This is a genomic window from Bradyrhizobium sp. ORS 285 (assembly GCF_900176205.1).
In the GTDB taxonomy this organism is placed as follows: Bacteria; Pseudomonadota; Alphaproteobacteria; order Rhizobiales; family Xanthobacteraceae; genus Bradyrhizobium.
In genome coordinates, this window is record NZ_LT859959.1 from 1,704,572 (window position 1) to 1,730,012 (window position 25,441).

Below are 25,441 nucleotides of genomic sequence, written 5' to 3' on the forward strand. Positions count from 1 at the left end.
TGTGAGTGCGTGTGAAACAAGGTGGCTTCGAGGCGGAGAGAATGTGGCAGAATTGGTCGTTGCGCAGGCGCATCAACGTGCTGCTCGCTCTGGTGCTGACGCTCGGGCTCGGCATCAATATCGGCCGCCTCGCGCTGGAGGCGGCGCCGCGCGTGCTCGCCGAGGACCAGAGCGTCATCCGCCTGACCCGCGCCTTCGTCGAGACCATCATGGACGAGGTCAATGACGCGCCGGATCCGGACTCCCGGCTGAACCGCATCGTCAGCGATCTCGGCCAGCTGCGCCATGTCAGCGTCACCCGCCGGGGGATGCCGATGCAGGCGCCGTCCTCGCCCGGTGCGGGCCGCGCCGCGCCGGCCTGGTTCATCGCGCTGGTGCATCCCGACAAGACCTCGGTCAGCATGCCCGTGATCGTCGCCGGACGCGCCGACACGCTGGTGATCACCTCGCATCCCGACGACGAGATCGCCGAGATCTGGGACGGCATCCTCACGCAGCTGGTGGTCGGCTCGCTGGTCGGCCTGGCGCTGTTCGGCATCACCACGCTGGTGGTCGGCCGCGCGTTGGCGCCACTCGGCGATCTCTCCGAGGCGATGAGCCGGATCGAGGCGGGTGCCTATGACGCCCGCGTCACGCCGGGCGGCGCGCCGGAGCTCGCCGCGCTGTGCGCCAAGCTGAACCATCTCGCCGGCGCGCTCGGCGAGGCGGTGGAGGAGAAGCGGCGGCTCGCCGAGCGCACCGTGTCGCTGCAGGACCTCGAGCGCAAGGAGATCGCGCGCGAGCTGCATGACGAGTTCGGGCCGCATCTGTTCGCGTTGCGCGCCCATGCCAGCGCCCTGATGCGGCTGCCCGATGCCGCGGCTCTCGATCTAGCTGCGATGCGCCGGCACGGCCAGGCGATCCTCGACCAGGTCAACGCGGTGCAGCAGTTCAACCGCCGCATCCTGGAGCGGCTGCGCCCGGTCGGGCTCGCCGAGCTGGGCTTGCGCGAGGCGCTCGGCGCGCTGGTGCGGCTGTGGCGGGAGTCGCGGCCCGAGGTGGCAATCGAGACCACGGTCGCCGACACGCTCGTGCGCAGCAACGAGACCGCGGAGCTGACGATCTATCGCGTGGTGCAGGAGGCGCTGACCAACGTGTTCCGCCATGCCGAGGCCACCTCGGTCGATGTCAGCATCGAGCCGCTGCAGCAGACCGTGGCAGGGCATCGCCGCAGCTACACGCGGGTGCGCGTGCGCGACGACGGCCGCGGGCTCACGCCCGAGCACAAGCTCGGCTTTGGCCTGACCGGCATGCGCGAGCGGTTGCTGGCGCTCGGCGGTACGCTGACGGTGGCGTCCACGGGCACGGGGGTCACGATCGAGGCGCTGGTGCCGGCGGACGCCATGGCGCCAGCGGATGCGGCCTGAAGAGGTTGTGCCGCCACCAGGCGGCAAGTCTCCCTAGGAACAAACAATTCGACACCGCATTTCAACGAGCAACTTACGATCCGCGTGAGCCGTATGCCCGCGCCACGCGCCAGTGTTTTGCGGTGATCAGATGAGAACCTTGCTCGTGCTGACCGGCGCAGCCTTCGCGGCTGCGCTGTCCTTCAACCATGCTGTCGCGCGTGATGACGGTCGCTATGCCAACTCGCCACTCAAGGGTTGGTTCGACAGTCTCAAGAGCGGCCGCGGCCCGTGCTGCTCGGATGCGGATGGGCTCGCAGTGTCCGATCCCGACTGGGATCTGGAGGGCACGCACTATCGCGTGCGGCTCGACGGCGAGTGGATCGTGGTGCCCGACGATGCCGTGATCACCGAGCCGAACCGCGCCGGGCGCACGATGGTGTGGCCGATCAAGGGCACGCTCGGCACCTCGATCCGCTGCTTCATGCCCGGCAATCTGAGCTGAGCGCCACATCGGCGCGACCATTCCCGGACGGCCGGCGCCGATCCATACGAGCTGGCCTCGAGGCGTCGCGCGTTGTCGCAGCGACGGGGCGCGTTGGAACTTAGCTTTCCACCGATGATTGCCCTTCCAGGTCATGCGGCGGTCATGGCCGTGTGCGCCTCCTCTCTCTCCAGCCCCGGAGAGGGGGCGTACGCCGCAGCGAGGAGCATCATGGACCAGAGCAGCCAAACCGATTTGCAGCACAGAATTCGCGAACGCGCCCATCATCTGTGGGAGCAGGCCGGGTGTCCGGACGGGCGCGACGACGAGTTCTGGCATCAGGCCGAGCATGAGATCCGCGACGCCGAGCAACTGCACGACGAGGCGACGGCTCCGCCGCCGACCATCCTGCCGGGGTGAGCGCAACCAAGAGAAGGGACCCGCGATGAGCAAGGAAACACCGAAGGACGATCCGCGCCAGGAAAGCGACTGGGGATCGATGAAGCAGACCGATAAGCCGTGGGCCGAGAAGCCGGAAAAGGACCAGCGCTCCGATGCGGCGAAGGATCTGGAGAAATGGGGCGAGAGCAACACGCATTGAGGTGAGTTCCAGCGCGTCGCGGCGTGACGGGAGCGGTGGCGACCATTGGCACTTCCCGTGTAGTTGCCCCTCACCCCAGCCCTCTCCCCGTAAGAACGGGGAAAGGGAGCGCACCGCGCGTGCGGCGAGCGCTCGCTTCGCATCTGTCATTTGCATCGCTCAAAGGATGAGAGAGCCAGCTATCAATCGTCAGATAGTCGTGTGCGCTCATGTCTGCCGCATGGCTGCGTGTCAAAGCGGAAGTGCGTCGCGCGTCCATGATGAGTCCATCTGTTAGCCCCGGCGGCGCTGCGCTCCCTCTCCCCGTTCTTCACGGGGAGAGGGTTGGGTGAGGGGCAGCGCCACGGGTGGTGAGAGTCGTAGACCTCGATCTCCTCACTCATATTCCGTCACCGCCAATCGAGCCCGTCAAGCCGTGTGCCCGGGATCAGCATCATCCGGAGTCTTCTTGTCTCGTTGCGGCGTCATCTTCGCCGGGTCCTTTCCGCCGGGCACGCCGCGCGGGCCGAGCTGATCGCGCTGGATGTCGTCCTCCGAGCGGTCGGGTTCGCGTCCGTTGATGGGGAGATCCTTCGCCATGGTTTGCTCCTTCCTCGTCGTCATCAGAGGAATGCGAGTGAAGGTGATGACGTTCCGTGCGACGAACTGCCGGCCGTCGCTCCCGCTGCGCACAGGAACGCGATTCCAGCGCTGCGATTGATTCTGCATCAAACGTCAGGAGAACGCCGATGTCCGAGCAGCACCCGAAGCCGCCCTTTCCGCCACAGCAACAGTCCATGCCCGGCACCACGGCAAAGATGCAGCCGAGACCCGATCATGGCGAGTCCAGCTACAAGGGCTCGGGCAAGCTGACAGGCAAGAAGGCCGTCATCACCGGGGGCGACAGCGGCATTGGCCGCGCCGTGGCGATCGCGTATGCCCGCGAGGGCGCCGATGTCCTGATCGCCTATCTCGAGGAGCACGACGACGCCCGCGAAGTCCAGCAGCTGATCGAGAAGGAAGGCCGCAAGGCGGTGCTGATGCCCGGCAACATCCAGCAGCCTGCGCATTGCCGGGCGATCATCCAGCGTGCCGTGGACGAACTCGGCGGCATCGACATCCTCGTCAACAACGCCGCGCACCAGGCGACCTTCAGCGACATCGGCGACATCTCGGATGAGGAGTGGGAGATGACCTTCCGCACCAACATCCACGCGATGTTCTACCTCACCAAGGCGGCGGTGCCGCACATGAAGCCGGGCAGCGCAATCGTCAATACGGCCTCGGTCAATTCCGACATGCCCAATCCGAGCCTGCTCGCCTACGCCACCACCAAGGGCGCGATCCAGAACTTCACCGGCGGCCTCGCCCAGATGCTGGCCGAGAAGGGCATCCGCGCCAACGCCGTGGCGCCGGGGCCGATCTGGACGCCGCTGATCCCGTCGACCATGTCCGAGGACAGGGTGAAGAACTTCGGCCAGCAGGTGCCGATGAAGCGCGCCGGCCAGCCGGCGGAGCTGGCGACCGCCTATGTGATGCTGGCGGACCCGCTGTCGAGCTACACGTCGGGCACGACGGTGGCGGTGACCGGAGGGAAGCCGTTTATTTGAGAAGTCTAGCGGTACGTCTCGGGCCTCATGGTTCGAGACGGCGCTGCGCGCCTCCTCACCATGAGGGTGGAGCTCGGGAGCCGGATCTTCACAATACTCATCGTTGAAATGCCAGAGGTGACGACAGACGGCTGCGTCCGATGCGCAGGCTTCGCCCCTCACCCTGAGAGGATGAGAAAGAATTCGAATTTTGCAGTTTTCGGACGAGCCAAGTCGTTGATTTGACTCATGTCGAAAATTGCCGAAATCGAAAGATTCACACCCTCTGAGGAGCCCGCCATAGGCGGGCTTCTCGAAGGGCGAGGCCCCGCTACGGCCGTTCGACCTAAGGTCCGCCTCCCAGCGGCTCCTGTCGACTTTGTCTGACTTCGGACAGCGCGGTTCGACATGTCCGGTCGTTTGTTCGTTACGCCACCGACATCAGCTGGCACGGCGCGGGCTCGGTCTGCACCGGCCATACCGTCGCCTCGCCCGTCCGTTCGTCCAAAATCCGCTTCACCGAGCGCGAGCAGAGGCCGCATTGTACGGAGCAGCCGAGGCAATCATAGACTTGCGCCGGCGAACCGAAGGTGATGTCGGCCGCCGTGACGACGTCACGAATGGCCGTATCGCTGATGACGTTGCAGGAACAAATGATCATGGCTGTTGCTCGCTCCTGCCAACGATAAGCAACGCCGATGCCAAGCCCGATGCCAAGATGAGTGCTCTGTAGGCCGGCTAATCAGAATCGTTCGAAAGCGGGGGATCAGCAGCGTGGGGATCAGCGAGAGGCGGCGGTTGCGCTGATGCGCGCTGCGGCGTGCAGCCGGATCGCGGCGAGCGTCGCTTGCGCGAGCGCCTGGCCTTGTGCGTCGATTCCGGTCCACTGCGCGTGGCGGCCGCGCGGATCGATCTCGGCCAGCACGATGCCAGCCGGCACGTCGCTGCCGTCGCGGACGATGCCGCGCAGGATCCCGTCAGTGGGCGCGGTCACCGGCTCGCCTGAGAGATGGCCGACGACGAAGCCCTTGTAGATGCGCGTGCCGATCTCGACCGGCGTGTGCCAGCGGCCCTCATGCGGCGAGAGCACCAGGCACTCGGCGCCGACGAGCTCGCCGGCATCGTCCTTCGCCAACGTCCAGCCTTCGATGACGATCTGGCCGAGCCGATCCGGCCGGGTCTCGATCGCAACGTCGCAATTGGCCGAGGGCGAGAAGCCCGGGCCGATGCCGATCGACAGCCGCGTCATGCCGCGCAGATTGGGCGTCACCTCGCGCGTCTGCATGCGGGCGTCGATCAGCACGTCGATGGCGCGGACCGGCAGCAGATCGAGCAGCCCCAGCGGCGTGACCAGGACATGTCGGGGATCGCCCAGCGCCTTGAACACGTCCATCGTGCTCTCGATGCGCTCGCCGATCACGTTCTCGACACGAACGCTGTCGCCGAACAAGGCGTCGTGAAACGCCATCTTGCGGCGCATGACCGGCGGATTGGGGTCGTGCGATAGCACCACGCAGAAGCCCGCGCGATGCAGATGCACGCCGATCGCCGAGGCGACGTCGTTGGTCCCGAGGACCACGGCGAAGCGCGCTGCATTCGTCCCCATGTCCCGGTCCATACGTCGTTCGGCGTCTCGTGGCTGTCCGCTGTGAGAGTGGAAAGCCGGCTTCCAGTTCAATCGATCAGTTCGCTTGAGCAAGAGTTGGACCACCGCCTGCGAGCTGGAAAACGATCGTCGTTTGAACGCCTTGGGTTCTGAACGTCGCGAGATCGTTGCGGCGGAAAGCCGACGCTGAACTTGTCTCGAACCCGCCAATCTGTCGCGAAGCCGACAGAGAGCCGCCGGGCTGCGCGTGATTTTCGCTGGCCCGGAATCTGCACAACCACCGCATGACGATACCGCGGACGGTTTGGGTTGTACGCGGTGCAGGATCAGGACGGATGCGGTGAGCCTCGATCTCGACCAGGACGTCCACGAGCCCGCCATCGATGCTGCGGGAATCGAGTCGTGCCCGTTCCATCGCGATATGGCCGCGGCTGGGCGTCCGGAGCGTACCGAGCAGAAGACGCTGGTGCTGACCGGCGGTTCGCGCGGCATTGGTCATGCGACGGCCAGGCTGTTCTCCGATGCCGGCTGGCGCATCATTACCTGCTCGCGTCAACCGTTCGATGGCGGCCGCTGTCCCTGGGATGCCGGGCCGGACAATCACGTCCAGGTCGACCTCAGCGACCGCAAGGCGATCCCGCGTGCGATTGCCGACATCAAGGCGCGGCTCGACGGCGCGCCGTTGCATGCGCTGATCAACAATGCGGCGATCTCGCCGAAGGCCGAGGATGGCGGCCGGCTCGATTCATTGGCGACCTCGGTCGAGACGTGGATGACGGTCTTTCACGTCAACTTCCTCGGGCCGATCCTGTTGGCGCGCGGCCTGTTCGAGGAGTTGAAGCGCGGGCAGGGCGCGGTGGTCAACGTGACCTCGATCGTCGGCACCCGCGTGCATCCTTTCGCCGGCACCGCCTATGCGACCTCCAAGGCCGCGCTGGCCTGCCTGACCCGCGAGATGGCCCATGACTTCGCACCGCATGGCATCCGCGTCAACGCGATCGCGCCCGGCGAGATCAAGACCGAGATGGTGTCGCCGGAAACGGAGGCGCGGTTTTCGCCGCTGATCCCGATGCGTCGGATTGGCGCACCGGAGGAGGTGGCAAAGGTGCTGTTCTTCCTGTGCTCGGACGCTGCGAGCTACGTGACCGGCGAGGAGATTCAGATCAATGGCGGCCAGCACCTTTAAGTTGATCGGAGCTACACGCCGATGTGAGATCCCCGACATCACGAGCTGGCAGCCGCATGCGGCGAGTGCCATGGCTGGTGTGGAAAGTTGGTGTTCAGTTTGACCCTTTGCGAGCGGCTCGCAGAGCTGCGGTGGATCACTGAATCCTAGGTGTCGGGAAGACAACACGAATTCGTTAGGTCCGCTGCTTTCGTTGCGTCTGCGACGGTGCAATGCGTGCGTCGCGTCCGGTGCAAACTAATTTGTTAAGATCATGAAGTCCTGCAGCTTTTCTGCTCTTTTCGCTGCACACTACTTCTGCGGCAATGCAGCAAAGTTAGGCACGACAATCAACTGCAGTTAAGGGAGGATGTTAGAACGCCTACAATCACGGGCGATCTCGCAAAGCGCGTCCGTGACCATCAGAGAAGCGACCATGGTCCAAACGGAAACACGTCAGGTCGAAGCTCAGGACATCAGGTCCCATGCTGCCCCGATACCGCTCAGCGAGATCGCGCTGACCGGAATTTTCGAAATCTCGAAAATCCTGGCCGCGCCGACGCGGCTGGAAATCACCCTCGCCAACGTCGTCAACCTGCTGCAGTCGTTCATGCAGATGCGCCATGGCGTGGTGTCGCTGCTTGCCGATGACGGCATTCCGGATCTCGCCGTCGGTGCCGGGTGGAGCGAGGGCAGCGATCAGCGCTATCGCGAGCGCCTGCCGCAGAAGGCGATCGACCAGATCGTCGCGACCGCCGTGCCGCTGATCGCGGAGAATGTCGCCGATCATCCCGCCTTTAGCGCCGCGGACGCGGTAACGCTCGGGGCCGGCGCCGACACCCGCGTGTCGTTTCTCGGTGTTCCCATTCGTATCGACCAGCGCGTCGTCGGCACGTTGACGATCGATCGCGTCTGGGACGGCCGAGCCGTGTTCCGGCTCGACTCCGACGTCCGCTTCCTCACGATGGTCGCCAACCTGATCGGGCAGACGATCAAACTGCATCGGGTCGTCGCGCGCGACCGTGAGCGGCTGATGGCGGAGAGCCACCGGTTGCAGAAGGAGCTGCTCGAGCTGAAGCCGGCGCCGGCCAAGGGCAAGAAGGTGCTGGTGGACGGCATCGTCGGCGACAGCCCGGCGCTGCGCGCGCTGCTCGAGAAGATCAACGTCGTCGCCAAGTCGAACGCGCCGGTGCTGCTGCGTGGTGAATCCGGCACCGGCAAGGAGCTGGTGGCGAAGGCGATCCACGAATTGTCGAACCGCGCCAAGCGGCCGTTCATCAAGATCAACTGCGCGGCGCTGCCCGAGACGGTGCTGGAATCCGAGCTGTTCGGCCACGAGAAGGGCGCTTTCACCGGCGCGATCAATGCGCGCAAGGGCCGCTTCGAGCTGGCCGACAAGGGCACCTTGTTCCTCGACGAGATCGGCGAGATCTCGCCGGCGTTCCAGGCGAAGCTCTTACGCGTGCTGCAGGAGCAGGAGTTCGAGCGCGTCGGCGGCAACCAGACCATCAAGGTCGACGTGCGCATCGTCACCGCCACCAACCGCAACCTGGAAGAGGCGGTGGCGCGCAATGAATTCCGCGCCGATCTCTATTATCGGATCAGCGTGGTGCCGATCAAACTGCCGCCGCTGCGCGACCGGCGCAGCGACATCCCGCAGCTCGCGCGCGAGTTCCTGCGCCGCTTCAATTGCGAGAACGAGCGCGATCTCACCTTCGACGTCAGCGCCATCGAGGTGCTGATGCATTGCGGCTTCCCCGGCAATGTGCGCGAGCTGGAGAACTGCGTGCAGCGGACCGCGACCCTGGCAGCAGGATCGGCGATCGGCCAGCACGACTTCGCCTGCAGCCGCAACGAATGCATGTCGGCGATCCTGTGGAAGGGCAACACGGTGACGCCGCCGCCGCCGCGCGGCCAGCCGATGGTGCCGTTGCCGATCCTGCCGCGCACCTCGGCGCCGATCGAGCCGCCAGCCGATCTGCCTGCGGCCGAGGCCGACGATGGTGAGTACTCCGAGGCCATGGACGGCGGCGCCGTCCCCGAGCGCGAGCGCATCGTCCAGGCCATGGAACGCTCCGGCTGGGTCCAGGCGAAGGCTGCGCGTCTGTTGGGGCTGACGCCAAGGCAGATCGGCTACGCGCTGAAGAAGTACAACATCGAGGTCAAGCGGTTTTGAGTGGATGGGCTCGGTCGTGATGAAGGGCGCGCTGTGGCGCGCCCTTTGTGTTTGAGGCAATGCTCGGATCGAGGACGCCGTGCTAATGAGATCCCCACTTTCGCTCCAACTGCGGTGGGCTCCCCTCCCCCTTGCGGGGAGGGGTCGGGGGTGGGGGTCCCCGAGCACACTGCGCGTGATGCGCGCGAACCTCTTCGTCAGAAACACCGCCCTTCATTGACGAAGTCGAACGCCGGCTGATCGCACAGTCATCGTCGAACGTACGCACAACAATTTATCCGACTCACAAGCATCAGCGCCCGGAGACCCCCACCCCCGACCCCTCCCCGCAAGGGGGAGGGGAGCGCACCGGCCGTGCGGCGAGATCTCGACTCTCGCTTCGCGCACGTCATCCATCGCTCCTGTCGCACTTACGACATGCTGTCGGGAGAGCGACAGCTGGCCCTCATCCGCGATATTTAGAATCTTCCTTAGAAATCAACCAAATGCGCTCTGGCACGGCGCTTGAAAGATCAGACCCGAAAGACATCGCCCGATGTCGCTGGAGCGCGGGGAACAGCACATGACCTACAAGATCATCGCTTCACAATGCACGGTCTGCGGAGCCTGCGAGTTCGAATGTCCGAACGCGGCCATTCGGCTGAAGAACGACATGTACATCATTGATCCGAAGAAGTGCACGGAGTGCGAAGGCCACTTCGACGCGCCGCAATGCGCCGCCGTCTGTCCGGTGCCGGACACCTGCGTGCCCGCCTGACGCGGGCGCGACGGCAACATTGCAAGCGGAGTGGAAGATGGCAGCTGTTCAGGAGACCATTGATCGCGTCAAGGACATCGACGTCGATCAATATCGCTACGGGTTCGAGACCGTCATCGAATCCGAAAAGGCGCCGAAAGGGCTGTCCGAAGATACGATCCGCTTCATCTCGGCGAAGAAGAACGAGCCGGCCTGGATGCTGGACTGGCGGCTCGAGGCGTATCGCCGCTGGCTCACCATGACCGAGCCGACCTGGGCGCGCGTCGGGTACCCGAAGATCGACTATCAGGATCTCTATTACTATTCGGCGCCGAAGCCGAAGAAGAAGGTCGCCTCGCTCGACGAGATCGATCCGGAGATTCTCAAGACCTATGAGAAGCTTGGCATTCCCTTGCGCGAGGTCGAGATCCTCGAAGGCGTCGAGCGTCCCTCCGCGGCAGCGGAGACCGAGGACGGCGAGGCGGCTGCGCCGCGCACCAAGATCGCGGTCGATGCCGTGTTCGACTCCGTCTCGGTAGCAACGACCTTCAAGGAGGAGCTGAAGAAGGCCGGCGTGATCTTCATGCCGATCTCCGAGGCGCTGCGCGAGCACCCGGACCTGGTGCAGAAATATCTCGGCACTGTCGTGCCGACGACCGACAATTATTTCGCGACGCTCAACTCGGCGGTGTTCTCCGACGGCTCCTTCGTCTACATCCCGCCGGGCGTGCGCTGCCCGATGGAGCTGTCGACCTATTTCCGCATCAACGAGCGCAACACCGGCCAGTTCGAGCGCACGCTGATCATCGCCGACAAGGGCGCTTATGTCAGCTATCTCGAAGGATGCACGGCGCCGCAGCGCGACGAGAACCAGCTGCACGCCGCTGTCGTCGAGCTGGTCGCGCTGGACGATGCCGAGATCAAATATTCGACCGTGCAGAACTGGTACCCCGGCAATTCCGAGGGCGTCGGCGGCATCTACAATTTCGTCACCAAGCGCGGTGACTGCCGCGGCACGAACTCGAAGATCTCCTGGACCCAGGTCGAGACGGGCTCCGCCATTACCTGGAAATATCCGAGCTGCATCCTGCGCGGTGATAATTCCAGCGGCGAGTTCTACTCGATCGCGATCTCCAACGGCTTTCAGCAGGTCGATAGCGGCACTAAGATGATTCATCTCGGCAAGAACACGTCGAGCCGGATCATCTCCAAGGGCATCGCCGCCGGCAAGTCGCAGAACACCTATCGCGGCCTCGTCAGCGCCCACCGCAAGGCCTCCGGCGCGCGCAACTTCACCGCCTGCGACTCGCTCTTGATCGGCGACAAATGCGGCGCGCACACCGTGCCCTACATTGAGGCCAAGAATTCGTCGGCGGTGTTCGAGCATGAGGCGACGACCTCCAAGATCTCCGAGGACGTGCTGTTCTACTGCATCCAGCGCGGCCTCAGCCAGGAAGAGGCGGTCGGTCTCGTCGTCAACGGCTTCGTCAAGGACGTGCTGCAGCAGCTGCCGATGGAGTTCGCGGTCGAGGCGCAGAAGCTGATCTCGATCAGCCTCGAAGGTTCAGTCGGATAAGGACGTCGCGCGCGGCGACAACAGATGAGGAGTGTTCGATGACGGCCTTGCTCGAAATCAAGGGGCTCCATGCCGAGATCTCCGGTGGTCGCAAGATCATCCAGGGCCTGGACCTCACCGTGAACAAGGGCGAGATCCACGCCATCATGGGACCGAACGGCGCGGGCAAGTCGACGCTGTCCTATGTGCTCGCCGGCAAGCCCGGCTATGAGATCACCGCCGGCGAGGTCTATCTCAACGGCGAGGACCTGCTGGCGATGTCGGCTGACGAGCGCGCCGCGAAGGGCGTGTTCCTGGCGTTCCAGTACCCGCTGGAGATCCCGGGCGTCGCGACCCTGACGTTCCTGCGGGCGGCCTTCAACGCCCAGCGCAAGGCGCGCGGCGAGGAGGAGCTGTCCTCGCCCGACCTGATCAAGCGCGTGCGCGAGATCGCCAAGACCCTGAACATCGATTCGGAGATGCTGAAGCGGCCGCTCAATGTCGGCTTCTCCGGCGGCGAGAAGAAGCGCAACGAGACCCTGCAGATGGCGCTGCTGCAGCCGTCGCTCTGCGTGCTCGACGAGACGGATTCGGGCCTCGACATCGATGCGCTCAAGGTGGTGGCCAATGGCGTCAACGCGCTGCGCTCGGCCGAGCGCGGCATGATCGTCATCACCCATTATCAGCGGCTGCTCGACTACATCGTGCCGGACATCGTCCACGTGTTCGCGGCGGGCCGCATCGTCCGCACCGGCGGAGCGGATCTCGCGCGCGAGCTCGAGGCGACCGGCTACGCGCAGTACCAGAGCGAAGCAGCGTAAGGGGCGGGGACGAGCATGGGCGTCGCGATCCGCAAGACCAAGGCCGAGCTCGGACTGGCCGATCTGTACCAGGGCGCCCGCCGTTATCTGCCGGGCGGCGAGGAGATCACGGCGGTACGCGCCGCCGCGTTCGACCGTTTCACCGCGGTCGGCCTGCCGCACCGGCGCGTCGAGGCCTGGCGCTACACCGATCTGCGTACACAGATGAAGGAGGCCAAGCGCCTCGCTTCGCTGCCGGACGATGCCGCCAAGGCCAAAGCGCGCGAGGCCAAGGATCTGTTCGCCGGCGCCGGCTTCCGCAAGCTCGTCATCGTCGACGGCGCCTTCGTGCCGGAGCTATCCGACATCGCCAATCTCGAGCCCGGCCTGACCATCCAGCCGATGGCTGATGCGCTGGCCGCCGACAAGCCGCTGCTGTCGCAGCGCCTCGGCGCGATCGTGCCGGACGACGATCCGGCGCTGGCGCTCAACACGGCGCTCGCCGCCAATGGTGTCGTCATCCTGGTCGCGCCGGGCACCGCGCTGAGCCGGCCGATCCATGTTGCCTTTGTCACGACCAATTGGGTCGCGACCTCGATGTTCACGCGCTCCCAGGTGAATATTGGCGCCGGCGCCAGCGCCACCATCGTCGAGTCGCATCAGGGGCCCGACGGTAGCGAGTATCAGGTCAACACCGCGATGCAGCTCGTCGTCGGCGACGAGGCGCGGATCGATCACGTCAAGGTGGTCAGCGAGGGCAGCAGCGCGCTGCACATCGGCTCGCTGCTCGCCAATATCGGCGCGCGTGCGACCTTCAATCAGCTCGGCTTCGTCGCCGGCGGCAGCCTGGTCCGCAATCAGCTGTTCGTCCGCATGGCAGGTGAGGGCACCGTCGCCGATATCCGCGGCGGTTCGCTGCTGTCGGGCACGCAGCATGCCGACACCACGTTGTCGATCGAGCATGCGGCCGAGAACGGCCAGAGCCGCGAGACCTTCAAGGCGGTGGTCGGCGACACCGCCCGCGCGGTGTTCCAGGGCAAGATCACGGTCGCCCCGGGCGCGCAGAAGACCGACGCCAAGATGATGTCACGCGCGCTGCTGCTGTCCGACGAGGCCGAGGCAGACTCCAAGCCGGAGCTCGAGATCTTCGCCGACGACGTGCAGTGCGGCCACGGCACCACGACCGGCGCGATCGACGATGAGTTGCTGTTCTATCTCATGGCGCGTGGCATTCCGCCGGCAGAAGCGAAGGCGCTGCTGATCCAGGCCTTCATCGGCGAGATCATCGAGGGCGCGGCCAATGAGAGCGTGCGCGACGCGCTGACCGGGGCGCTGCTGGGCTGGCTCGGACGACGGGAGTAGACGATGCATGCAGCGGTGAACGGGAGCGGCTACGACGTCGGTCGCATCCGGGCGGACTTTCCCATTCTCGGCATGCAGGTGCACGGCAAGCCGCTGGTCTATCTCGACAACGCCGCCTCCGCGCAGAAGCCGCAGGCGGTGCTGGACCGGATGAACCAGGTCTACACGTCCGAATACGCCAACGTGCATCGCGGGCTGCATTATCTCGCCAATGCCGCGACCGAGGCCTATGAGGGCGCCCGCGCCAAGGTCGCGACGTTCCTCAACGCCGAGAGCCCCGAGCAGATCATCTTCACCCGTGGCGCCACCGAGGCGGTGAACCTGGTGGCCCAGACCTTCGGCCGCGAGCGGATCGGGCCGGGCGACGAGATCGTGCTCTCGATCATGGAGCACCATGCCAACATCATCCCCTGGCATTTCCTCCGGGAGCGCCAGGGGGCTGTCATCAAATGGGCTCCCGTCGACGACGACGGCAATTTCCTGCTCGACGAGTTCGAGAAGCTGCTGACGCCGCGCACCAAGATGGTGGCGATGACGCAGATGTCTAACGTGCTCGGCACGGTCGTCCCGGTGAAGGAGGTCATCCGCATCGCGCACGACCGCGGCATCCCAGTGCTGATCGACGGCTCGCAGGCCGCGGTGCACATGGAGGTCGACGTCAGGGATATCGATGCGGATTTCTATTGCATCACCGGGCACAAGATCTATGGCCCGACCGGGATCGGCGCGCTGTATGGCAAGCGCGAGCTCCTGGCCTCGATGCCGCCGTTCAATGGCGGCGGCGAGATGATCCGCGAGGTCGCGCGTGACTGGGTGACCTATGGCGACCCGCCGCACCGTTTCGAGGCCGGCACGCCGCCGATTGTCGAGGCCGCCGGGCTGGGTGCGGCGATCGACTATGTCTCCTCGATTGGCAAGCAGCGCATCGCCGCGCACGAGCATGATCTCGTGACCTATGCGACCGAGCAGCTGCGCGAGATCAACTCGCTGCGCATCATCGGCAATGCCGCCGACAAGGGCGCCATCGTGTCGTTCGAGATGCAGGGCGCCCACGCCCACGACTTCGCCACCGTCATCGACCGCTCCGGCGTCGCGGTGCGCGCCGGCACCCATTGCGCGATGCCGCTGCTGGAGCGCTTCGGCGTCTCGGCAACCTGCCGGGCGTCGTTTGCGATGTACAACACGCGGGAAGAGGTCGATGTGCTGGTCCGCGCGCTGAAGAAGGCGCAGGAGTTTTTCTCGTAGAGACGGAATGCCGCGGGCTATTGCCGGAAAGAAGCGGTGCCAATTGCTGCGCCCTCTCCCCTTGTGGGAGAGGGCTGCGCCGCTATTAGCTCCAGACCCGCTTGGGTGAGGGGTTGCCTCCGCGAGTCATGACCGTCTGAGTATGCCGAGAGAACCCCTCACCCGGCGCGCCTTCGTTGCGCTCATGCGCACCACCCTCTCCCACAAGGGGAGAGGGTGCACCGAGTATGACGCGCTAGACGGGCTCATCAAACAAGCAAACCAACTAATTCAACCTACGCCGCCGCGGCCATTGCCGCCTGCGCATCGGCCTTGATGCGCCTGACCATCGAGCGGAAGCCGTTGGAGCGCTGCGGCGTCAGATGCTCACGCAAACCGAGCTTTTCGAACAGCGCGATTGGATCGGCCGCCAGGATCTCCGGCGCGGTGCGGCCAGACACCATCGCGAGCAGGATCGCGACCAGGCCGCGGACGATATGCGCATCGCTGTCGCCGACGAAGTCGAGCAGCGGCGCTGCCGTGCCGTGCCGCACCGACGTGGCCACCCAGACCTGGCTGGTGCAACCCTGGACCTTGTTGCCGTCGTTGCGGTCGGCGTCGGGCAGGGGCGTGAGGCCACGGCCGAGCTCGATGACGTAGCGGTAGCGGTCGTCCCAATCGTCGAGCAGCGCGAAATTCTCGACGATGTCCTCGATATCCGGATTCGCCGGAGCTGCCGTCTGCGCCATCTTCAACATGATCCTCTCCTGGTCGTCTGCTGATCTCAATCCGCCTCGGGGCGCGGCTACGTCGCGAGGCTCGGCTCGGTGCTGCGCCGCGCCAGCACCGTCTCGACCGCGTGGGTCACGCCGTCAAAGGTGATCGGCTTGGCGATGACCGCCTCGGCGCCCTGGCGCAGGCCCGCCAGCGCGAGCGGTGACCTGGTCGAGCCGGCGACGACGATGATGCCGGCCTGATTGAGCTTGCGGGCGAGCATGCCGACCGTCTCGGCGCCGTCGTCCTCGAGAATGCTGCTGCCGACCAGCACCGCGTCCGGTGTCGCCCGTGCAGCCTTGCTCAGCGCATCCGCGGTCTCTGCGAAGGTGAAGGTCTCGTGACGCTCGCTGAGGATATAGCCGAGCGCCGAGCGGATCACCTGATCGGATTCAATGACAAAGACGCACGTCCTGCTCGACATCGAAAATGCTCCTTCTGGCCCGTTCGTAGAGCGGGTTTGATCTACATCAAGCAAACTCCGTACCGCAGGCCTGAGCGGGCTTCATACATGCGCTGCGAGGGAGGATCGCTGCAGCGCTGCGTGGAGCCTGCGACGACATGTGTCGTTTCGGACAGCACGTCGTGGGAGCGTCGGGTGAAAAACCCAGATGTCGGGTTTGCAACAAGCTCATCCTACCGCCGAGCTTGACCGCATCTCTTTCAAAACATGGCGTTTTTAACGATTCCAAAGCTCTGGCACAGCCGTTGCAAAACTCCGTTCAGGCAAAGGTTGAGGGCTGAGTGCACGCCGACGCTTCGGACGAGCGATGCTCTCCTTCCCAATAACCCGTCTGCCGGTTCTGGAGAGAGGACGCGGTCTCGTCATGCAAGGCGCATGCGGGACATTGGCAATCGGTTGATGGAGAGCAGAATGTCATCACTTCGACAAATCGCATTCTACGGCAAAGGCGGCATCGGCAAATCGACGACGTCGCAGAACACCCTCGCAGCGCTCGCCGAGATGGGTCATCGGATCCTGATCGTCGGCTGCGACCCCAAGGCGGATTCGACCCGCCTGATCCTGCACGCCAAGGCGCAGGACACCATCCTGAGCCTGGCCGCTGCCGCCGGCAGCGTCGAGGACCTCGAGATCGAAGAGGTCATGAAGGTCGGCTATCGCGACATCCGTTGCGTCGAGTCCGGCGGTCCGGAGCCGGGCGTCGGCTGCGCCGGCCGCGGCGTGATCACCTCGATCAACTTCCTGGAAGAGAACGGCGCCTATGAGGACATCGACTACGTGTCCTATGACGTGCTCGGCGACGTGGTCTGCGGCGGCTTCGCGATGCCGATCCGCGAGAACAAGGCGCAGGAGATCTACATCGTGATGTCCGGCGAGATGATGGCGATGTATGCCGCCAACAACATCTCCAAGGGCATTCTGAAGTATGCGAACTCCGGCGGCGTGCGCCTGGGCGGCCTGGTCTGCAACGAGCGCCAGACCGACAAGGAGCTGGAGCTGGCTGAGGCCCTGGCCAAGAAGCTCGGCACCCAGCTGATCTACTTCGTGCCGCGCGACAACATCGTGCAGCACGCCGAGCTGCGCCGCATGACCGTGCTGGAGTACGCTCCGGAGTCGGTCCAGGCCAACCACTACCGCAACTTGGCGACCAAGATCCACGGCAATGCCGGCAAGGGCATCATCCCGACCCCGATCACGATGGACGAGCTCGAGGACATGCTGATGGAGCACGGCATCATGAAGGCGGTCGACGAGAGCCAGATCGGCAAGACCGCCGCCGAGCTCGCCGCCACGGCCTAAAGCGTCACCGGTCATCCGGCCCGTCTGTTCGACGGGCCGGGCGATCTCCGCAACCGATCATCGAGGAAAAAGCCAGATGAGCGTTATCGAGAAACAAAGCGTTGCCGAGATCAAGGCACGCAACAAGGAACTGATCGCCGAGGTCCTCAAGGTTTATCCTGAGAAGACCGCCAAGCGCCGCGCCAAGCATCTCAACGTCCATGAGTCCGGCAAGTCGGACTGCGGCGTCAAGTCGAACATCAAGTCGATCCCGGGTGTCATGACCATCCGTGGTTGCGCCTATGCCGGCTCGAAGGGCGTGGTCTGGGGTCCGATCAAGGACATGATCCACATCAGCCACGGCCCGGTCGGCTGCGGCCAGTACTCCTGGGCGGCGCGCCGCAACTATTACATCGGCACGACCGGCATCGACACCTTCGTCACGATGCAGTTCACCTCCGACTTCCAGGAGAAGGACATCGTCTTCGGCGGCGACAAGAAGCTCGCCAAGATCATGGACGAAATCCAGGAGCTGTTCCCGCTGAACAACGGCATCACCGTGCAGTCGGAGTGCCCGATCGGTCTGATCGGCGACGACATCGAGGCGGTCTCCAAGGTCAAGTCCAAGGAGTATGACGGCAAGACCATCGTCCCCGTCCGCTGCGAAGGCTTCCGCGGTGTCTCGCAGTCGCTCGGCCACCACATCGCCAACGACGCGATCCGGGACTGGGTGTTCGACAAGCTGCCGGCCGACGCCGCGCCGCGCTTCGAGCCGTCGGATTACGACGTCGCGATCATCGGCGACTACAACATCGGTGGCGACGCCTGGTCCTCGCGCATCCTGCTCGAAGAGATGGGCCTGCGCGTGATCGCCCAGTGGTCGGGCGACGGCTCGCTCGCGGAGCTGGAGGCGACGCCGAAGGCGAAGCTGAACGTTCTGCACTGCTACCGCTCGATGAACTACATCTCGCGTCACATGGAAGAGAAGTACAACATTCCGTGGTGCGAGTACAACTTCTTCGGACCGAGCAAGATCGCCGAATCGCTGCGCAAGATCGCCAGCTATTTCGACGACAAGATCAAGGAAGGTGCCGAGCGCGTCATCGCCAAGTACCAGCCCTTGATGGACGCCGTGATCGCCAAGTACCGGCCGCGCCTGGAAGGCAAGACCGTGATGCTGTTCGTCGGCGGCCTGCGTCCGCGCCACGTGATCGGCGCCTACGAGGACCTCGGCATGGAAGTCGTCGGCACCGGCTACGAGTTCGGCCACAATGACGACTATCAGCGCACCGCCCAGCACTACGTCAAGGACGGCACGCTGATCTACGACGACGTGACCGGCTACGAGTTCGAGAAGTTCGTCGAGAAGGTCCAGCCGGACCTGGTCGGCTCGGGCATCAAGGAAAAGTACGTGTTCCAGAAGATGGGCGTGCCGTTCCGCCAGATGCACTCCTGGGACTACTCGGGTCCCTACCATGGCTATGACGGGTTCGCGATCTTCGCCCGCGACATGGACATGGCGATCAACTCGCCGGTCTGGAAGATGACCAAGGCTCCCTGGAAGCAGGCTCCCAAGCCGCTGCTCCAGGCGGCCGAGTAACTGGCAAAGTAACCACAACCACCCACGGCCTGGCTCTCCTTCGGCGGAGAGCCAGCGCTCCCTGATCGACACAGGAACATAGAGAGGGTTTTCCCATGACACAGTCTGCCGAACATGTGCTCGATCACTTCGAGCTTTTCCGTGGTCCCGAATACCAGCAGATGCTGGCCAACAAGAAGAAGATGTTCGAAAATCCGCGCGATCCTGCGGAAGTCGAGCGCATCCGCGAATGGGCCAAGACGCCCGAATATCGCGAGAAGAATTTCGCCCGCGAGGCGCTGACCGTCAACCCGGCCAAGGCCTGCCAGCCGCTCGGCGCCGTGTTCGTCGCCGTCGGCTTCGAGAAGACTCTGCCGTTCGTGCACGGTTCGCAGGGCTGCGTCGCCTATTATCGCAGCCATCTGTCGCGTCACTTCAAGGAGCCGAGCTCCTGCGTGTCGTCGTCGATGACCGAGGACGCAGCCGTGTTCGGCGGCCTCAACAACATGATCGACGGCCTCGCCAACGCCTACAACATGTACAAGCCGAAGATGATCGCGGTGTCGACCACCTGCATGGCGGAAGTCATCGGTGACGACCTCAACGCCTTCATCAAGACCTCGAAGGAAAAGGGCTCGGTTCCGGCCGAGTACGACGTTCCCTTCGCCCACACCCCGGCCTTCGTCGGCAGCCACGTCACCGGCTACGACAATGCGATGAAGGGCATTCTCGACCATTTCTGGGACGGCAAGGCCGGCACCGCGCCGAAGCTGGAGCGCGTCCCGAACGAGAAGATCAACTTCATCGGCGGCTTCGACGGCTACACCGTCGGCAACATCCGCGAGGTCAAGCACATCTTCGAGGAAATGGGGATCGAGTACACCATCCTCGGCGACAACTCGAACGTGTTCGACACGCCGACCGACGGCGAGTTCCGCATGTATGAGGGCGGAACGACCCTGGAAGATGCGGCCAACGCGGTCCACGCCAAGGCGACCATCTCGATGCAGCACTATTGCACCGAGAAGACGCTGCCCTTCATCGCCAACCACGGCCAGGAGGTGGTCTCGTTCCATCACCCGGTCGGCGTCTCCGGCACCGACGCCTTCGTGATGGCGCTGTCGCGCATCTCGGGCAAGGAGATCCCGGAATCGCTTTCCATCGAGCGCGGCCGCCTGGTCGACGCGATCGCCGACTCCAGCGCCCACATCCATGGCAAGAAGTTCGCGATCTATGGCGATCCGGACCTCTGCCTCGGCCTGGCTTCGTTCCTGCTGGAACTCGGCGCCGAGCCGACCCATGTGCTCGCCACCAACGGCAACAAGGAGTGGGCAGAGCGCGTGCAGGCGGTGTTCGATGCCTCGCCGTTTGGCAAGAACTGCCACGTGTATCCCGGCAAGGATCTCTGGCACATGCGCTCGCTGCTGTTCACCGAGCCGGTCGACTTCTTGATCGGCAACACCTACGGCAAGTACCTGGAGCGCGACACCGGCACGCCGCTGATCCGCATCGGCTTCCCGATCTTCGATCGCCACCACAAGCACCGTTATCCGGTGTGGGGCTATCAGGGCGGCCTGAACGTGCTGGTCACGATCCTCGACAAGATCTTCGACGAGATCGACCGCAACACCAACGTGCCGGCCAAGTCGGACTACAGCTTCGACATCATCCGGTAAGTCACGGCGCGCGGCGGTCCCCAAAGGGCCGCCGCGCTTCGCTCCGGACGATGCGGCTCGTGGGAAGGCAACGAATGCCTGAGCCGCTTCATCCCACCAAGACGCGCCGAAGGTCCGCCAACAGGAGAAGCCGATGAGCTCGCTGTCTGCCACGATCCAGAACGTCTTCAACGAGCCGGGTTGCGGCAAGAACGCCAACAAGTCCGAGGCCGAGCGCAAGAAGGGCTGCACCAAGCAGCTGCAGCCGGGCGGCGCGGCCGGTGGCTGCGCCTTCGACGGCGCCAAGGTCGCGCTGCAGCCGCTGACCGACGTCGCGCATCTCGTGCACGGGCCGATCGCCTGCGAAGGCAATTCCTGGGACAACCGCGGCGCGGCCTCGTCCGGCTCGCAGATCTGGCGCACCGGTTTCACCACCGACATCAACGAGACCGACGTCGTGTTCGGCGGCGAGAAGCGCCTGTACAAGGCGATCAAGGAAATCATCGAGAAATACGATCCGCCGGCGGTCTTCGTCTACCAGACCTGCGTGCCCGCCATGACCGGTGACGACATCAACGCGGTCTGCAAGGCGGCCTCGGCCAAGTTCGGCAAGCCCTGCATTCCCGTCAATTCGCCCGGCTTCGTCGGCCCTAAGAATCTCGGCAACAAGCTCGCCGGCGAGGCGCTGCTCGACCACGTCATCGGCACCGTCGAGCCGGAGGTGACGACGCCCTACGACCTCAACATCATCGGCGAATACAATCTCTCCGGCGAGCTCTGGCAGGTGAAGCCGCTGTTCGACGAACTCGGTATCCGCATCTCGGCCTGCATCTCCGGCGACGGCCGCTACAAGGACGTCGCGTCGTCGCACCGCGCCCGCGCGGCGATGATGGTGTGCTCCAAGGCGATGATCAACGTCGCCCGCAAGATGGAGGAGCGCTACGGCATTCCGTTCTTCGAAGGCTCGTTCTACGGCATCCAGGATTCCTCGGACTCGCTGCGCGAGATCGCGCGTCTTCTCGTCGAGCGCGGCGCGCCGGCGGATCTGCTGGACCGCACCGAGGCGGTGATCGCCCGCGAGGAGGCCAAGGCGTGGGCGGCGATCGAGCCGTTCAAGAAGCGGCTCACCGGCAAGAAGGTGCTGCTGATCACCGGCGGCGTGAAGTCGTGGTCGGTGGTGGCGGCGCTGCAGGAGGCCGGCATGGAGCTGGTCGGCACCTCCGTCAAGAAGTCCACCAAGGAGGACAAGGAGCGCATCAAGGAGCTGATGGGCCAGGACGCCCACATGATCGACGATATGGCGCCGCGAGAGATGTACAAGATGCTCAAGGACGCCAAGGCCGACATCATGCTGTCGGGCGGCAAGTCGCAGTTCGTGGCGCTGAAGGCGGCGATGCCGTGGCTCGACATCAACCAGGAACGCTCGCACGCCTTCATGGGCTATATCGGCATGGTCAAGCTGGTCGCCGAGATCGACAAGGCGATCTACAATCCGATGTGGGAGCAGCTGCGCAAGCGGGCGCCGTGGGAGAGCGCCAGCAACAATTGGCAGGCCAAGGCGATCGCGCAGGCCAATGCGGAGGCTGCTGCGCTCGCCGCCGATCCCGTCGCGGCCGAGGCTGCGCGCCGCGCCAAGAAGATCTGCCACTGCAAGTCGGTCGATCTCGGCACCATCGAGGATGCGATCAAGGCGCATGGTCTGACCGACGTCGCCGGCGTCCGCACTCACACCAACGCCTCGGGCGGCTGCGGCGCCTGCGCCGGCCGGGTCGAGGACATCCTGGCGCGCTCGAGCGCACCGACGGAACTGCTGCAGGCGGCGGAATAGGGCGGCGCTCATGGCCAAGGTCACGATTGGAAAGAAGGCCTGCGCGGTCAATCCGCTGAAGATGAGCCAGCCGATCGGCGGCTCGTTCGCCTTCCTCGGCCTGCGCGGCGCGATGCCGCTGCTGCACGGCTCGCAAGGCTGCACCTCGTTCGGCCTGACGCTGTTCGTGCGCCACTTCAAGGAAGCGGTGCCGATGCAGACGACGGCGATGAGCGAGGTTGCCACCGTGCTCGGCGGCTACGAGAATGTCGAGCAGGCGATCCTCAACATCACCAAGAAGCAGAAGCCGGAGATCATCGGCATCTGCTCGACCGGAGTCACCGAGACCAAGGGCGACGACGTCGACGGCTACATCAAGCTGATCCGCGAGAAGCATCCGGAGCTCGCGACCTATCCGCTGGTCTACGTCTCGACGCCCGACTTCAAGGATGCGTTCCAGGACGGCTGGGACAAGACGGTCGCCAAGATGGTCGAGGTGCTCGTCGACAAGCCGACCTCGACGCGGCGTGATCCTGCCAAGGTCAACGTGCTGCCCGGCTGCCATCTGACGCCCGGCGATATCGAGGAGCTCCGCACCATCTTCGAGGATTTCGGCCTGGAGCCGTCGTTCCTGCCGGATATCGGCGGTTCGCTCGACGGCCATATCCCGGACGAGTTCACGCCGACCACGATCGGCGGCATCGGACTGGAAGAGATCGCGACCATGGGCAGTGCGTCCTGGACGATCGCGATCGGCGCGCAGATGAAGCGCGCGGCGGAGGCGATGCAGGCCAAGACCGGCGTGCCGTACCGGCTGTTCGAGCGGCTCTGCGGCCTCTTGCCGAACGACGAGTTCATGGCCTTCCTGAGCGAGATCTCGGGACGTCCGGTGCCGGCGAAATATCGCCGCCAGCGCGGCCAGCTCGCGGATGCGATGCTGGATGCGCATTTCCATATCGGCGGCCGCAAGCTTGCTGTTGGCGCCGAGCCGGATTTGCTGTTCGACGTCGCCAGCATGCTGCACGACATGGGCGCCGAGATCTCGGTCGCCGTCACCACGACGCAGTCGCCAGTGCTCGAGCGCATGCCTTGCGAGGAGGTGCTGATCGGTGATCTCGAGGATCTGGAAAACCTCGCGAAGGCGCGCGACTGCGGCCTGATGATGACGCATTCGCACGGTCGCCAGGCCGCGGCGCGGCTCAAGATCCCGTTCTACCGGATCGGCTTTCCGATGTTCGACCGGCTGGGGGCAGGGCATCTGCTGACGGTCGGCTATCGCGGCACCCGCGACCTGGTGTTCGCGCTGGCCAATCTGATCATCGCCGACCGCGAGGACAACCATCAGCCGACGCCGGACACCTGGATCGATCCCTGGAAGGATTTCCAGCAGGCCTCGCCCGAGTCCGCCGTCGTGGCACCGCTGCATTGACGCGTCAGGAGAAAGGACCGACGACATGAAAGTCGCATTCGCTACCCAGGATCTTAAACGCGTCGACGCCCATTTCGGCTGGGCCAAGAACATCGCGATCTACGATCTCGATCCCGAAGGCTATCGCTTCCTTGAGGCCGTCGAGTTCGACGGCGATCTCAAGGAGGACGGCAACGAGGACAAGCTGGCGCCGAAGATCGAGGCGATCAAGGATTGCGCGATCCTCTATGTCGCCGCGATCGGCGGCTCCGGCGCGGCGCGCGTCGTCGCCAACAACATTCACCCGATGAAGGTCACCCAGCCGGAGGACATCACCGATCTGCTCGGCAAGCTGCAGGCGGTGCTGAAGGGCACGCCGCCACCGTGGCTGCGCAAAGCCTTGGCAAAAGGCCAGGAACGCGCGCTCGATTTCGAGGAATGAGGAAACGAACATGTCGGATACCGCAGTCGTAGAAGAAGTCGTCCCCGCCGAGCAGCGGCCTTTCGTCAAGGAGCTGATCAAGGTCTGGCGCGCCCAGGACACCCATGGGGCCTGGGAGGGCAAGAAGGACGTCGAGCTGCTTGAGCCCTACATCCTGGACAAGGAGAAGCGTCGGGCGCTGCCGATCATCGGTGATCCCGATCCGGAGACGATCTGGCGGCTGGAGCTGTTCTTCAACGCGATCGCGCTGTCGATCGAGAAGGCCACCGGCGTGATGATCTCGCCGATGCTGAAGATGAGCCATGAAGGCTTCGGCCGCATGGTGTTGATCGGCGGCCGGCTGATCGTGGTGAACAAGCAGCTGCGCGACGTGCACCGCTTCGGCTTCGACAATCTCGGCAAGCTGGCCGACGAGGGCGACAAGTTCGTCAAGGCCGGCGTCGAGATGATCGAGAAGTTCAAGGACGTCGCGAATTACTGAACTGCGAGGATGAGACGATGAGCGACCTGGATACATTGAAGGCCGAGATCAAGAAGCTGTCGGCCCGCGCCATGGATGCCAAGATGAACCTGCACGATCTGTCGGAGGAACTGCCCATCAACTGGGACCAGATCCTGCCGACCGCGCAGAAGGCGCATGAGGCATTCGCCGAGCTGGAGAAGAAGCGGGCCGAGCTGAAGAAGCTCGAGGCCGCGTAAAGCCCGCACAAGGACCTGTCACCATGTCCAATTCAACCCGCGACGGCCGCGACTGGCGGCCGGACTATCTGGTCGCGATCGATGCGGCCAAGTGCATCGGCTGCGGCCGCTGCTACAAGGTGTGCGGCCGCGAGGTGATGACCCTGAAGGGCATCAACGACGAGGGCGAGTTCGTCGAGCTCGACGACGACGAGGATGACGAGGTCGAGAAGAAGATCATGGTCATGCACGACACCGGCGCCTGCATCGGCTGCGGCGCCTGCGCCCGGGTCTGCCCGACCAACTGCCAGACCCATTCGCCGGCGGGCTGAGACATCGGACGTGCTGTGATGCTGCGGATGGACGCAAAATTCACGATCGGCCAGGTGACCCGGCACCGCGTCTACGATCTGCGCGGTGTCGTGTTCGATGTCGACCTGTCGTTCTCCGAGGAAGAGGGCTGGCGGGCTATCACGATGGACAAGCGCCTCGACAAGGAGCAGCCGTTCTACTATCTGCTCGCCGAATGCGGCGACAGCAGCTACATCGCTTATGTGCCGGAGCAGAACCTCGTAGCCGATGTCTCCGGCGAGCCGGTGAAGCATCCGGATATCGGCGAGTTGTTCGATGTCGATGACGGCGGCAGCTATCATTACCGTGGCCGGATATTCCAGTAATTGACCGGCTATCCAGCG

The 25,441-nt window shown here is 64.5% G+C and carries 27 protein-coding genes; 22 read left to right on the forward strand and 5 right to left on the reverse strand.

The genetic code is table 11. The annotated features are described in order from the left end of the window. Nucleotides 1–41 precede the first annotated feature (41 nt). The 4 genes from BRAD285_RS07645 (at nt 42) to BRAD285_RS35685 (ending at nt 2,470) form a co-directional block, all read left to right on the forward strand. Nucleotides 42–1,406 (forward strand): ATP-binding protein, encoded by a 1,365-nt coding sequence (locus tag BRAD285_RS07645; protein WP_006609638.1) that lies wholly within the window; start codon nt 42–44, stop codon nt 1,404–1,406. Nucleotides 1,407–1,536: 130 nt separating this feature from the next. Then, the gene (locus BRAD285_RS07650) at nt 1,537–1,890 is read left to right on the forward strand and encodes a hypothetical protein (protein ID WP_035644649.1); all 354 of its coding nucleotides are present in this window, start codon (nt 1,537–1,539) and stop codon (nt 1,888–1,890) included. Between the two features lie 210 nt (nt 1,891–2,100). After that, nucleotides 2,101–2,289 (forward strand): DUF2934 domain-containing protein, encoded by a 189-nt coding sequence (locus BRAD285_RS07655; protein WP_006609640.1) that lies wholly within the window; start codon nt 2,101–2,103, stop codon nt 2,287–2,289. Between the two features lie 25 nt (nt 2,290–2,314). Further along, complete coding sequence (locus BRAD285_RS35685) at nt 2,315–2,470, forward strand: hypothetical protein (RefSeq protein WP_006609641.1); 156 nt, start codon at nt 2,315–2,317, stop codon at nt 2,468–2,470. Between the two features lie 408 nt (nt 2,471–2,878). On the opposite strand, the gene BRAD285_RS35690 is transcribed toward BRAD285_RS35685, so the two are convergent. Next, the gene (locus BRAD285_RS35690; RefSeq protein WP_006609642.1) at nt 2,879–3,049 is read right to left on the reverse strand and encodes a hypothetical protein; all 171 of its coding nucleotides are present in this window, start codon (nt 3,047–3,049) and stop codon (nt 2,879–2,881) included. A 149-nt stretch (nt 3,050–3,198) separates the two neighbouring features. Between BRAD285_RS35690 and BRAD285_RS07665 the strand changes: the two genes are divergently transcribed. Then, entirely contained in the window at nt 3,199–4,059 is an 861-nt protein-coding gene (locus BRAD285_RS07665) for an SDR family oxidoreductase (protein ID WP_006609643.1), read from the forward strand. A gap of 406 nt (nt 4,060–4,465) precedes the next feature. Here BRAD285_RS07665 and BRAD285_RS07675 read toward each other — a convergent pair whose 3' ends face one another. Next, nucleotides 4,466–4,699, reverse strand: coding sequence for a bacterioferritin-associated ferredoxin (locus tag BRAD285_RS07675; RefSeq protein ID WP_006609644.1), 234 nt, complete (start codon nt 4,697–4,699; stop codon nt 4,466–4,468). Between the two features lie 120 nt (nt 4,700–4,819). Then, nucleotides 4,820–5,644: a hypothetical protein gene (locus tag BRAD285_RS07680; protein ID WP_006609645.1), complete on the reverse strand. Its 825-nt coding sequence runs from the start codon at nt 5,642–5,644 to the stop codon at nt 4,820–4,822. A gap of 340 nt (nt 5,645–5,984) precedes the next feature. On the opposite strand from BRAD285_RS07680, the gene BRAD285_RS07685 reads away from it, so the two are divergent. The 7 genes from BRAD285_RS07685 to BRAD285_RS07715 all read left to right on the forward strand — a co-directional run bounded on the left by BRAD285_RS07685 (nt 5,985) and on the right by BRAD285_RS07715 (nt 14,683). After that, the gene (locus BRAD285_RS07685; protein WP_006609646.1) at nt 5,985–6,830 is read left to right on the forward strand and encodes an SDR family NAD(P)-dependent oxidoreductase; all 846 of its coding nucleotides are present in this window, start codon (nt 5,985–5,987) and stop codon (nt 6,828–6,830) included. 415 nt (nt 6,831–7,245) lie between these two features. Next, nucleotides 7,246–8,985 (forward strand): nif-specific transcriptional activator NifA, encoded by a 1,740-nt coding sequence (gene nifA, locus BRAD285_RS07690; RefSeq protein ID WP_006609647.1) that lies wholly within the window; start codon nt 7,246–7,248, stop codon nt 8,983–8,985. 562 nt (nt 8,986–9,547) lie between these two features. Further along, entirely contained in the window at nt 9,548–9,742 is a 195-nt protein-coding gene (locus BRAD285_RS07695; protein ID WP_006609648.1) for a 4Fe-4S dicluster domain-containing protein, read from the forward strand. Nucleotides 9,743–9,779: 37 nt separating this feature from the next. Next, nucleotides 9,780–11,297 carry a Fe-S cluster assembly protein SufB gene (gene sufB, locus BRAD285_RS07700; protein ID WP_006609649.1) on the forward strand — a complete coding sequence of 506 codons (1,518 nt, stop codon included), beginning with the start codon at nt 9,780–9,782 and terminating at the stop codon, nt 11,295–11,297. Nucleotides 11,298–11,335: 38 nt separating this feature from the next. After that, nucleotides 11,336–12,097, forward strand: coding sequence for a Fe-S cluster assembly ATPase SufC (gene sufC / locus BRAD285_RS07705; RefSeq protein ID WP_006609650.1), 762 nt, complete (start codon nt 11,336–11,338; stop codon nt 12,095–12,097). Nucleotides 12,098–12,112: 15 nt separating this feature from the next. Further along, entirely contained in the window at nt 12,113–13,438 is a 1,326-nt protein-coding gene (sufD, locus tag BRAD285_RS07710) for a Fe-S cluster assembly protein SufD (protein ID WP_006609651.1), read from the forward strand. 3 nt (nt 13,439–13,441) lie between these two features. After that, complete coding sequence (locus BRAD285_RS07715) at nt 13,442–14,683, forward strand: cysteine desulfurase (protein ID WP_006609652.1); 1,242 nt, start codon at nt 13,442–13,444, stop codon at nt 14,681–14,683. 275 nt (nt 14,684–14,958) lie between these two features. Here the strand turns inward: BRAD285_RS07715 and BRAD285_RS07720 are convergent, their stop codons facing one another. Next, a complete protein-coding gene (locus BRAD285_RS07720) occupies nt 14,959–15,420 on the reverse strand; it encodes a SufE family protein (protein ID WP_035644661.1) in 462 nt (153 codons plus the stop codon). A gap of 47 nt (nt 15,421–15,467) precedes the next feature. Further along, entirely contained in the window at nt 15,468–15,860 is a 393-nt protein-coding gene (locus BRAD285_RS07725; protein ID WP_006609654.1) for a response regulator, read from the reverse strand. A gap of 450 nt (nt 15,861–16,310) precedes the next feature. On the opposite strand from BRAD285_RS07725, the gene nifH reads away from it, so the two are divergent. From nifH to hspQ, 10 genes are all read left to right on the forward strand, one after another. After that, complete coding sequence (gene nifH / locus BRAD285_RS07730; RefSeq protein WP_006609655.1) at nt 16,311–17,198, forward strand: nitrogenase iron protein; 888 nt, start codon at nt 16,311–16,313, stop codon at nt 17,196–17,198. A gap of 76 nt (nt 17,199–17,274) precedes the next feature. After that, complete coding sequence (gene nifD, locus BRAD285_RS07735; protein ID WP_006609656.1) at nt 17,275–18,777, forward strand: nitrogenase molybdenum-iron protein alpha chain; 1,503 nt, start codon at nt 17,275–17,277, stop codon at nt 18,775–18,777. Nucleotides 18,778–18,872: 95 nt separating this feature from the next. After that, nucleotides 18,873–20,432, forward strand: a complete 1,560-nt coding sequence (gene nifK, locus BRAD285_RS07740; RefSeq protein ID WP_006609657.1) for a nitrogenase molybdenum-iron protein subunit beta — start codon at nt 18,873–18,875, stop codon at nt 20,430–20,432. Nucleotides 20,433–20,565: 133 nt separating this feature from the next. Then, on the forward strand, nt 20,566–22,239 hold the full coding sequence (gene nifE / locus BRAD285_RS07745; RefSeq protein ID WP_006609658.1) for a nitrogenase iron-molybdenum cofactor biosynthesis protein NifE: 1,674 nt from the start codon (nt 20,566–20,568) through the stop codon (nt 22,237–22,239). A 10-nt stretch (nt 22,240–22,249) separates the two neighbouring features. Beyond that, complete coding sequence (gene nifN, locus BRAD285_RS07750; RefSeq protein WP_006609659.1) at nt 22,250–23,647, forward strand: nitrogenase iron-molybdenum cofactor biosynthesis protein NifN; 1,398 nt, start codon at nt 22,250–22,252, stop codon at nt 23,645–23,647. A 25-nt stretch (nt 23,648–23,672) separates the two neighbouring features. Next, nucleotides 23,673–24,068: a nitrogen fixation protein NifX gene (nifX, locus tag BRAD285_RS07755; protein WP_006609660.1), complete on the forward strand. Its 396-nt coding sequence runs from the start codon at nt 23,673–23,675 to the stop codon at nt 24,066–24,068. A 10-nt stretch (nt 24,069–24,078) separates the two neighbouring features. Continuing rightward, complete coding sequence (locus tag BRAD285_RS07760; RefSeq protein WP_006609661.1) at nt 24,079–24,549, forward strand: NifX-associated nitrogen fixation protein; 471 nt, start codon at nt 24,079–24,081, stop codon at nt 24,547–24,549. A 17-nt stretch (nt 24,550–24,566) separates the two neighbouring features. Further along, a complete protein-coding gene (locus BRAD285_RS07765) occupies nt 24,567–24,767 on the forward strand; it encodes a CCE_0567 family metalloprotein (protein WP_006609662.1) in 201 nt (66 codons plus the stop codon). A 23-nt stretch (nt 24,768–24,790) separates the two neighbouring features. After that, nucleotides 24,791–25,078 (forward strand): ferredoxin III, nif-specific, encoded by a 288-nt coding sequence (gene fdxB / locus BRAD285_RS07770; protein ID WP_006609663.1) that lies wholly within the window; start codon nt 24,791–24,793, stop codon nt 25,076–25,078. 18 nt (nt 25,079–25,096) lie between these two features. Beyond that, complete coding sequence (gene hspQ / locus BRAD285_RS07775) at nt 25,097–25,423, forward strand: heat shock protein HspQ (protein WP_006609664.1); 327 nt, start codon at nt 25,097–25,099, stop codon at nt 25,421–25,423. The last annotated feature ends 18 nt before the right edge of the window (nt 25,424–25,441 follow it).

Bases quoted from the DNA above. Each gene is read 5' to 3' on its own strand.
- BRAD285_RS35690 (WP_006609642.1), bottom strand. From the start codon at position 3,049: ATGGCGAAGGATCTCCCCATCAACGGACGCGAACCCGACCGCTCGGAG.
- BRAD285_RS07675 (WP_006609644.1), bottom strand. From the start codon at position 4,699: ATGATCATTTGTTCCTGCAACGTCATCAGCGATACGGCCATTCGTGAC.
- nifN (WP_006609659.1), top strand. From the start codon at position 22,250: ATGGCCAAGGTCACGATTGGAAAGAAGGCCTGCGCGGTCAATCCGCTG.
- BRAD285_RS07760 (WP_006609661.1), top strand. From the start codon at position 24,079: ATGTCGGATACCGCAGTCGTAGAAGAAGTCGTCCCCGCCGAGCAGCGG.
- sufD (WP_006609651.1), top strand. From the start codon at position 12,113: ATGGGCGTCGCGATCCGCAAGACCAAGGCCGAGCTCGGACTGGCCGAT.
- BRAD285_RS35685 (WP_006609641.1), top strand. From the start codon at position 2,315: ATGAGCAAGGAAACACCGAAGGACGATCCGCGCCAGGAAAGCGACTGG.
- BRAD285_RS07650 (WP_035644649.1), top strand. From the start codon at position 1,537: ATGAGAACCTTGCTCGTGCTGACCGGCGCAGCCTTCGCGGCTGCGCTG.
- BRAD285_RS07655 (WP_006609640.1), top strand. From the start codon at position 2,101: ATGGACCAGAGCAGCCAAACCGATTTGCAGCACAGAATTCGCGAACGC.
- fdxB (WP_006609663.1), top strand. From the start codon at position 24,791: ATGTCCAATTCAACCCGCGACGGCCGCGACTGGCGGCCGGACTATCTG.
- BRAD285_RS07765 (WP_006609662.1), top strand. From the start codon at position 24,567: ATGAGCGACCTGGATACATTGAAGGCCGAGATCAAGAAGCTGTCGGCC.
- BRAD285_RS07715 (WP_006609652.1), top strand. From the start codon at position 13,442: ATGCATGCAGCGGTGAACGGGAGCGGCTACGACGTCGGTCGCATCCGG.
- nifE (WP_006609658.1), top strand. From the start codon at position 20,566: ATGAGCTCGCTGTCTGCCACGATCCAGAACGTCTTCAACGAGCCGGGT.
- nifA (WP_006609647.1), top strand. From the start codon at position 7,246: ATGGTCCAAACGGAAACACGTCAGGTCGAAGCTCAGGACATCAGGTCC.
- nifX (WP_006609660.1), top strand. From the start codon at position 23,673: ATGAAAGTCGCATTCGCTACCCAGGATCTTAAACGCGTCGACGCCCAT.
- BRAD285_RS07720 (WP_035644661.1), bottom strand. From the start codon at position 15,420: ATGTTGAAGATGGCGCAGACGGCAGCTCCGGCGAATCCGGATATCGAG.
- hspQ (WP_006609664.1), top strand. From the start codon at position 25,097: ATGCTGCGGATGGACGCAAAATTCACGATCGGCCAGGTGACCCGGCAC.
- BRAD285_RS07725 (WP_006609654.1), bottom strand. From the start codon at position 15,860: ATGTCGAGCAGGACGTGCGTCTTTGTCATTGAATCCGATCAGGTGATC.
- nifD (WP_006609656.1), top strand. From the start codon at position 17,275: ATGAGCGTTATCGAGAAACAAAGCGTTGCCGAGATCAAGGCACGCAAC.
- sufB (WP_006609649.1), top strand. From the start codon at position 9,780: ATGGCAGCTGTTCAGGAGACCATTGATCGCGTCAAGGACATCGACGTC.
- BRAD285_RS07680 (WP_006609645.1), bottom strand. From the start codon at position 5,644: ATGGGGACGAATGCAGCGCGCTTCGCCGTGGTCCTCGGGACCAACGAC.
- nifH (WP_006609655.1), top strand. From the start codon at position 16,311: ATGTCATCACTTCGACAAATCGCATTCTACGGCAAAGGCGGCATCGGC.
- BRAD285_RS07645 (WP_006609638.1), top strand. From the start codon at position 42: ATGTGGCAGAATTGGTCGTTGCGCAGGCGCATCAACGTGCTGCTCGCT.
- sufC (WP_006609650.1), top strand. From the start codon at position 11,336: ATGACGGCCTTGCTCGAAATCAAGGGGCTCCATGCCGAGATCTCCGGT.
- nifK (WP_006609657.1), top strand. From the start codon at position 18,873: ATGACACAGTCTGCCGAACATGTGCTCGATCACTTCGAGCTTTTCCGT.
- BRAD285_RS07665 (WP_006609643.1), top strand. From the start codon at position 3,199: ATGTCCGAGCAGCACCCGAAGCCGCCCTTTCCGCCACAGCAACAGTCC.
- BRAD285_RS07695 (WP_006609648.1), top strand. From the start codon at position 9,548: ATGACCTACAAGATCATCGCTTCACAATGCACGGTCTGCGGAGCCTGC.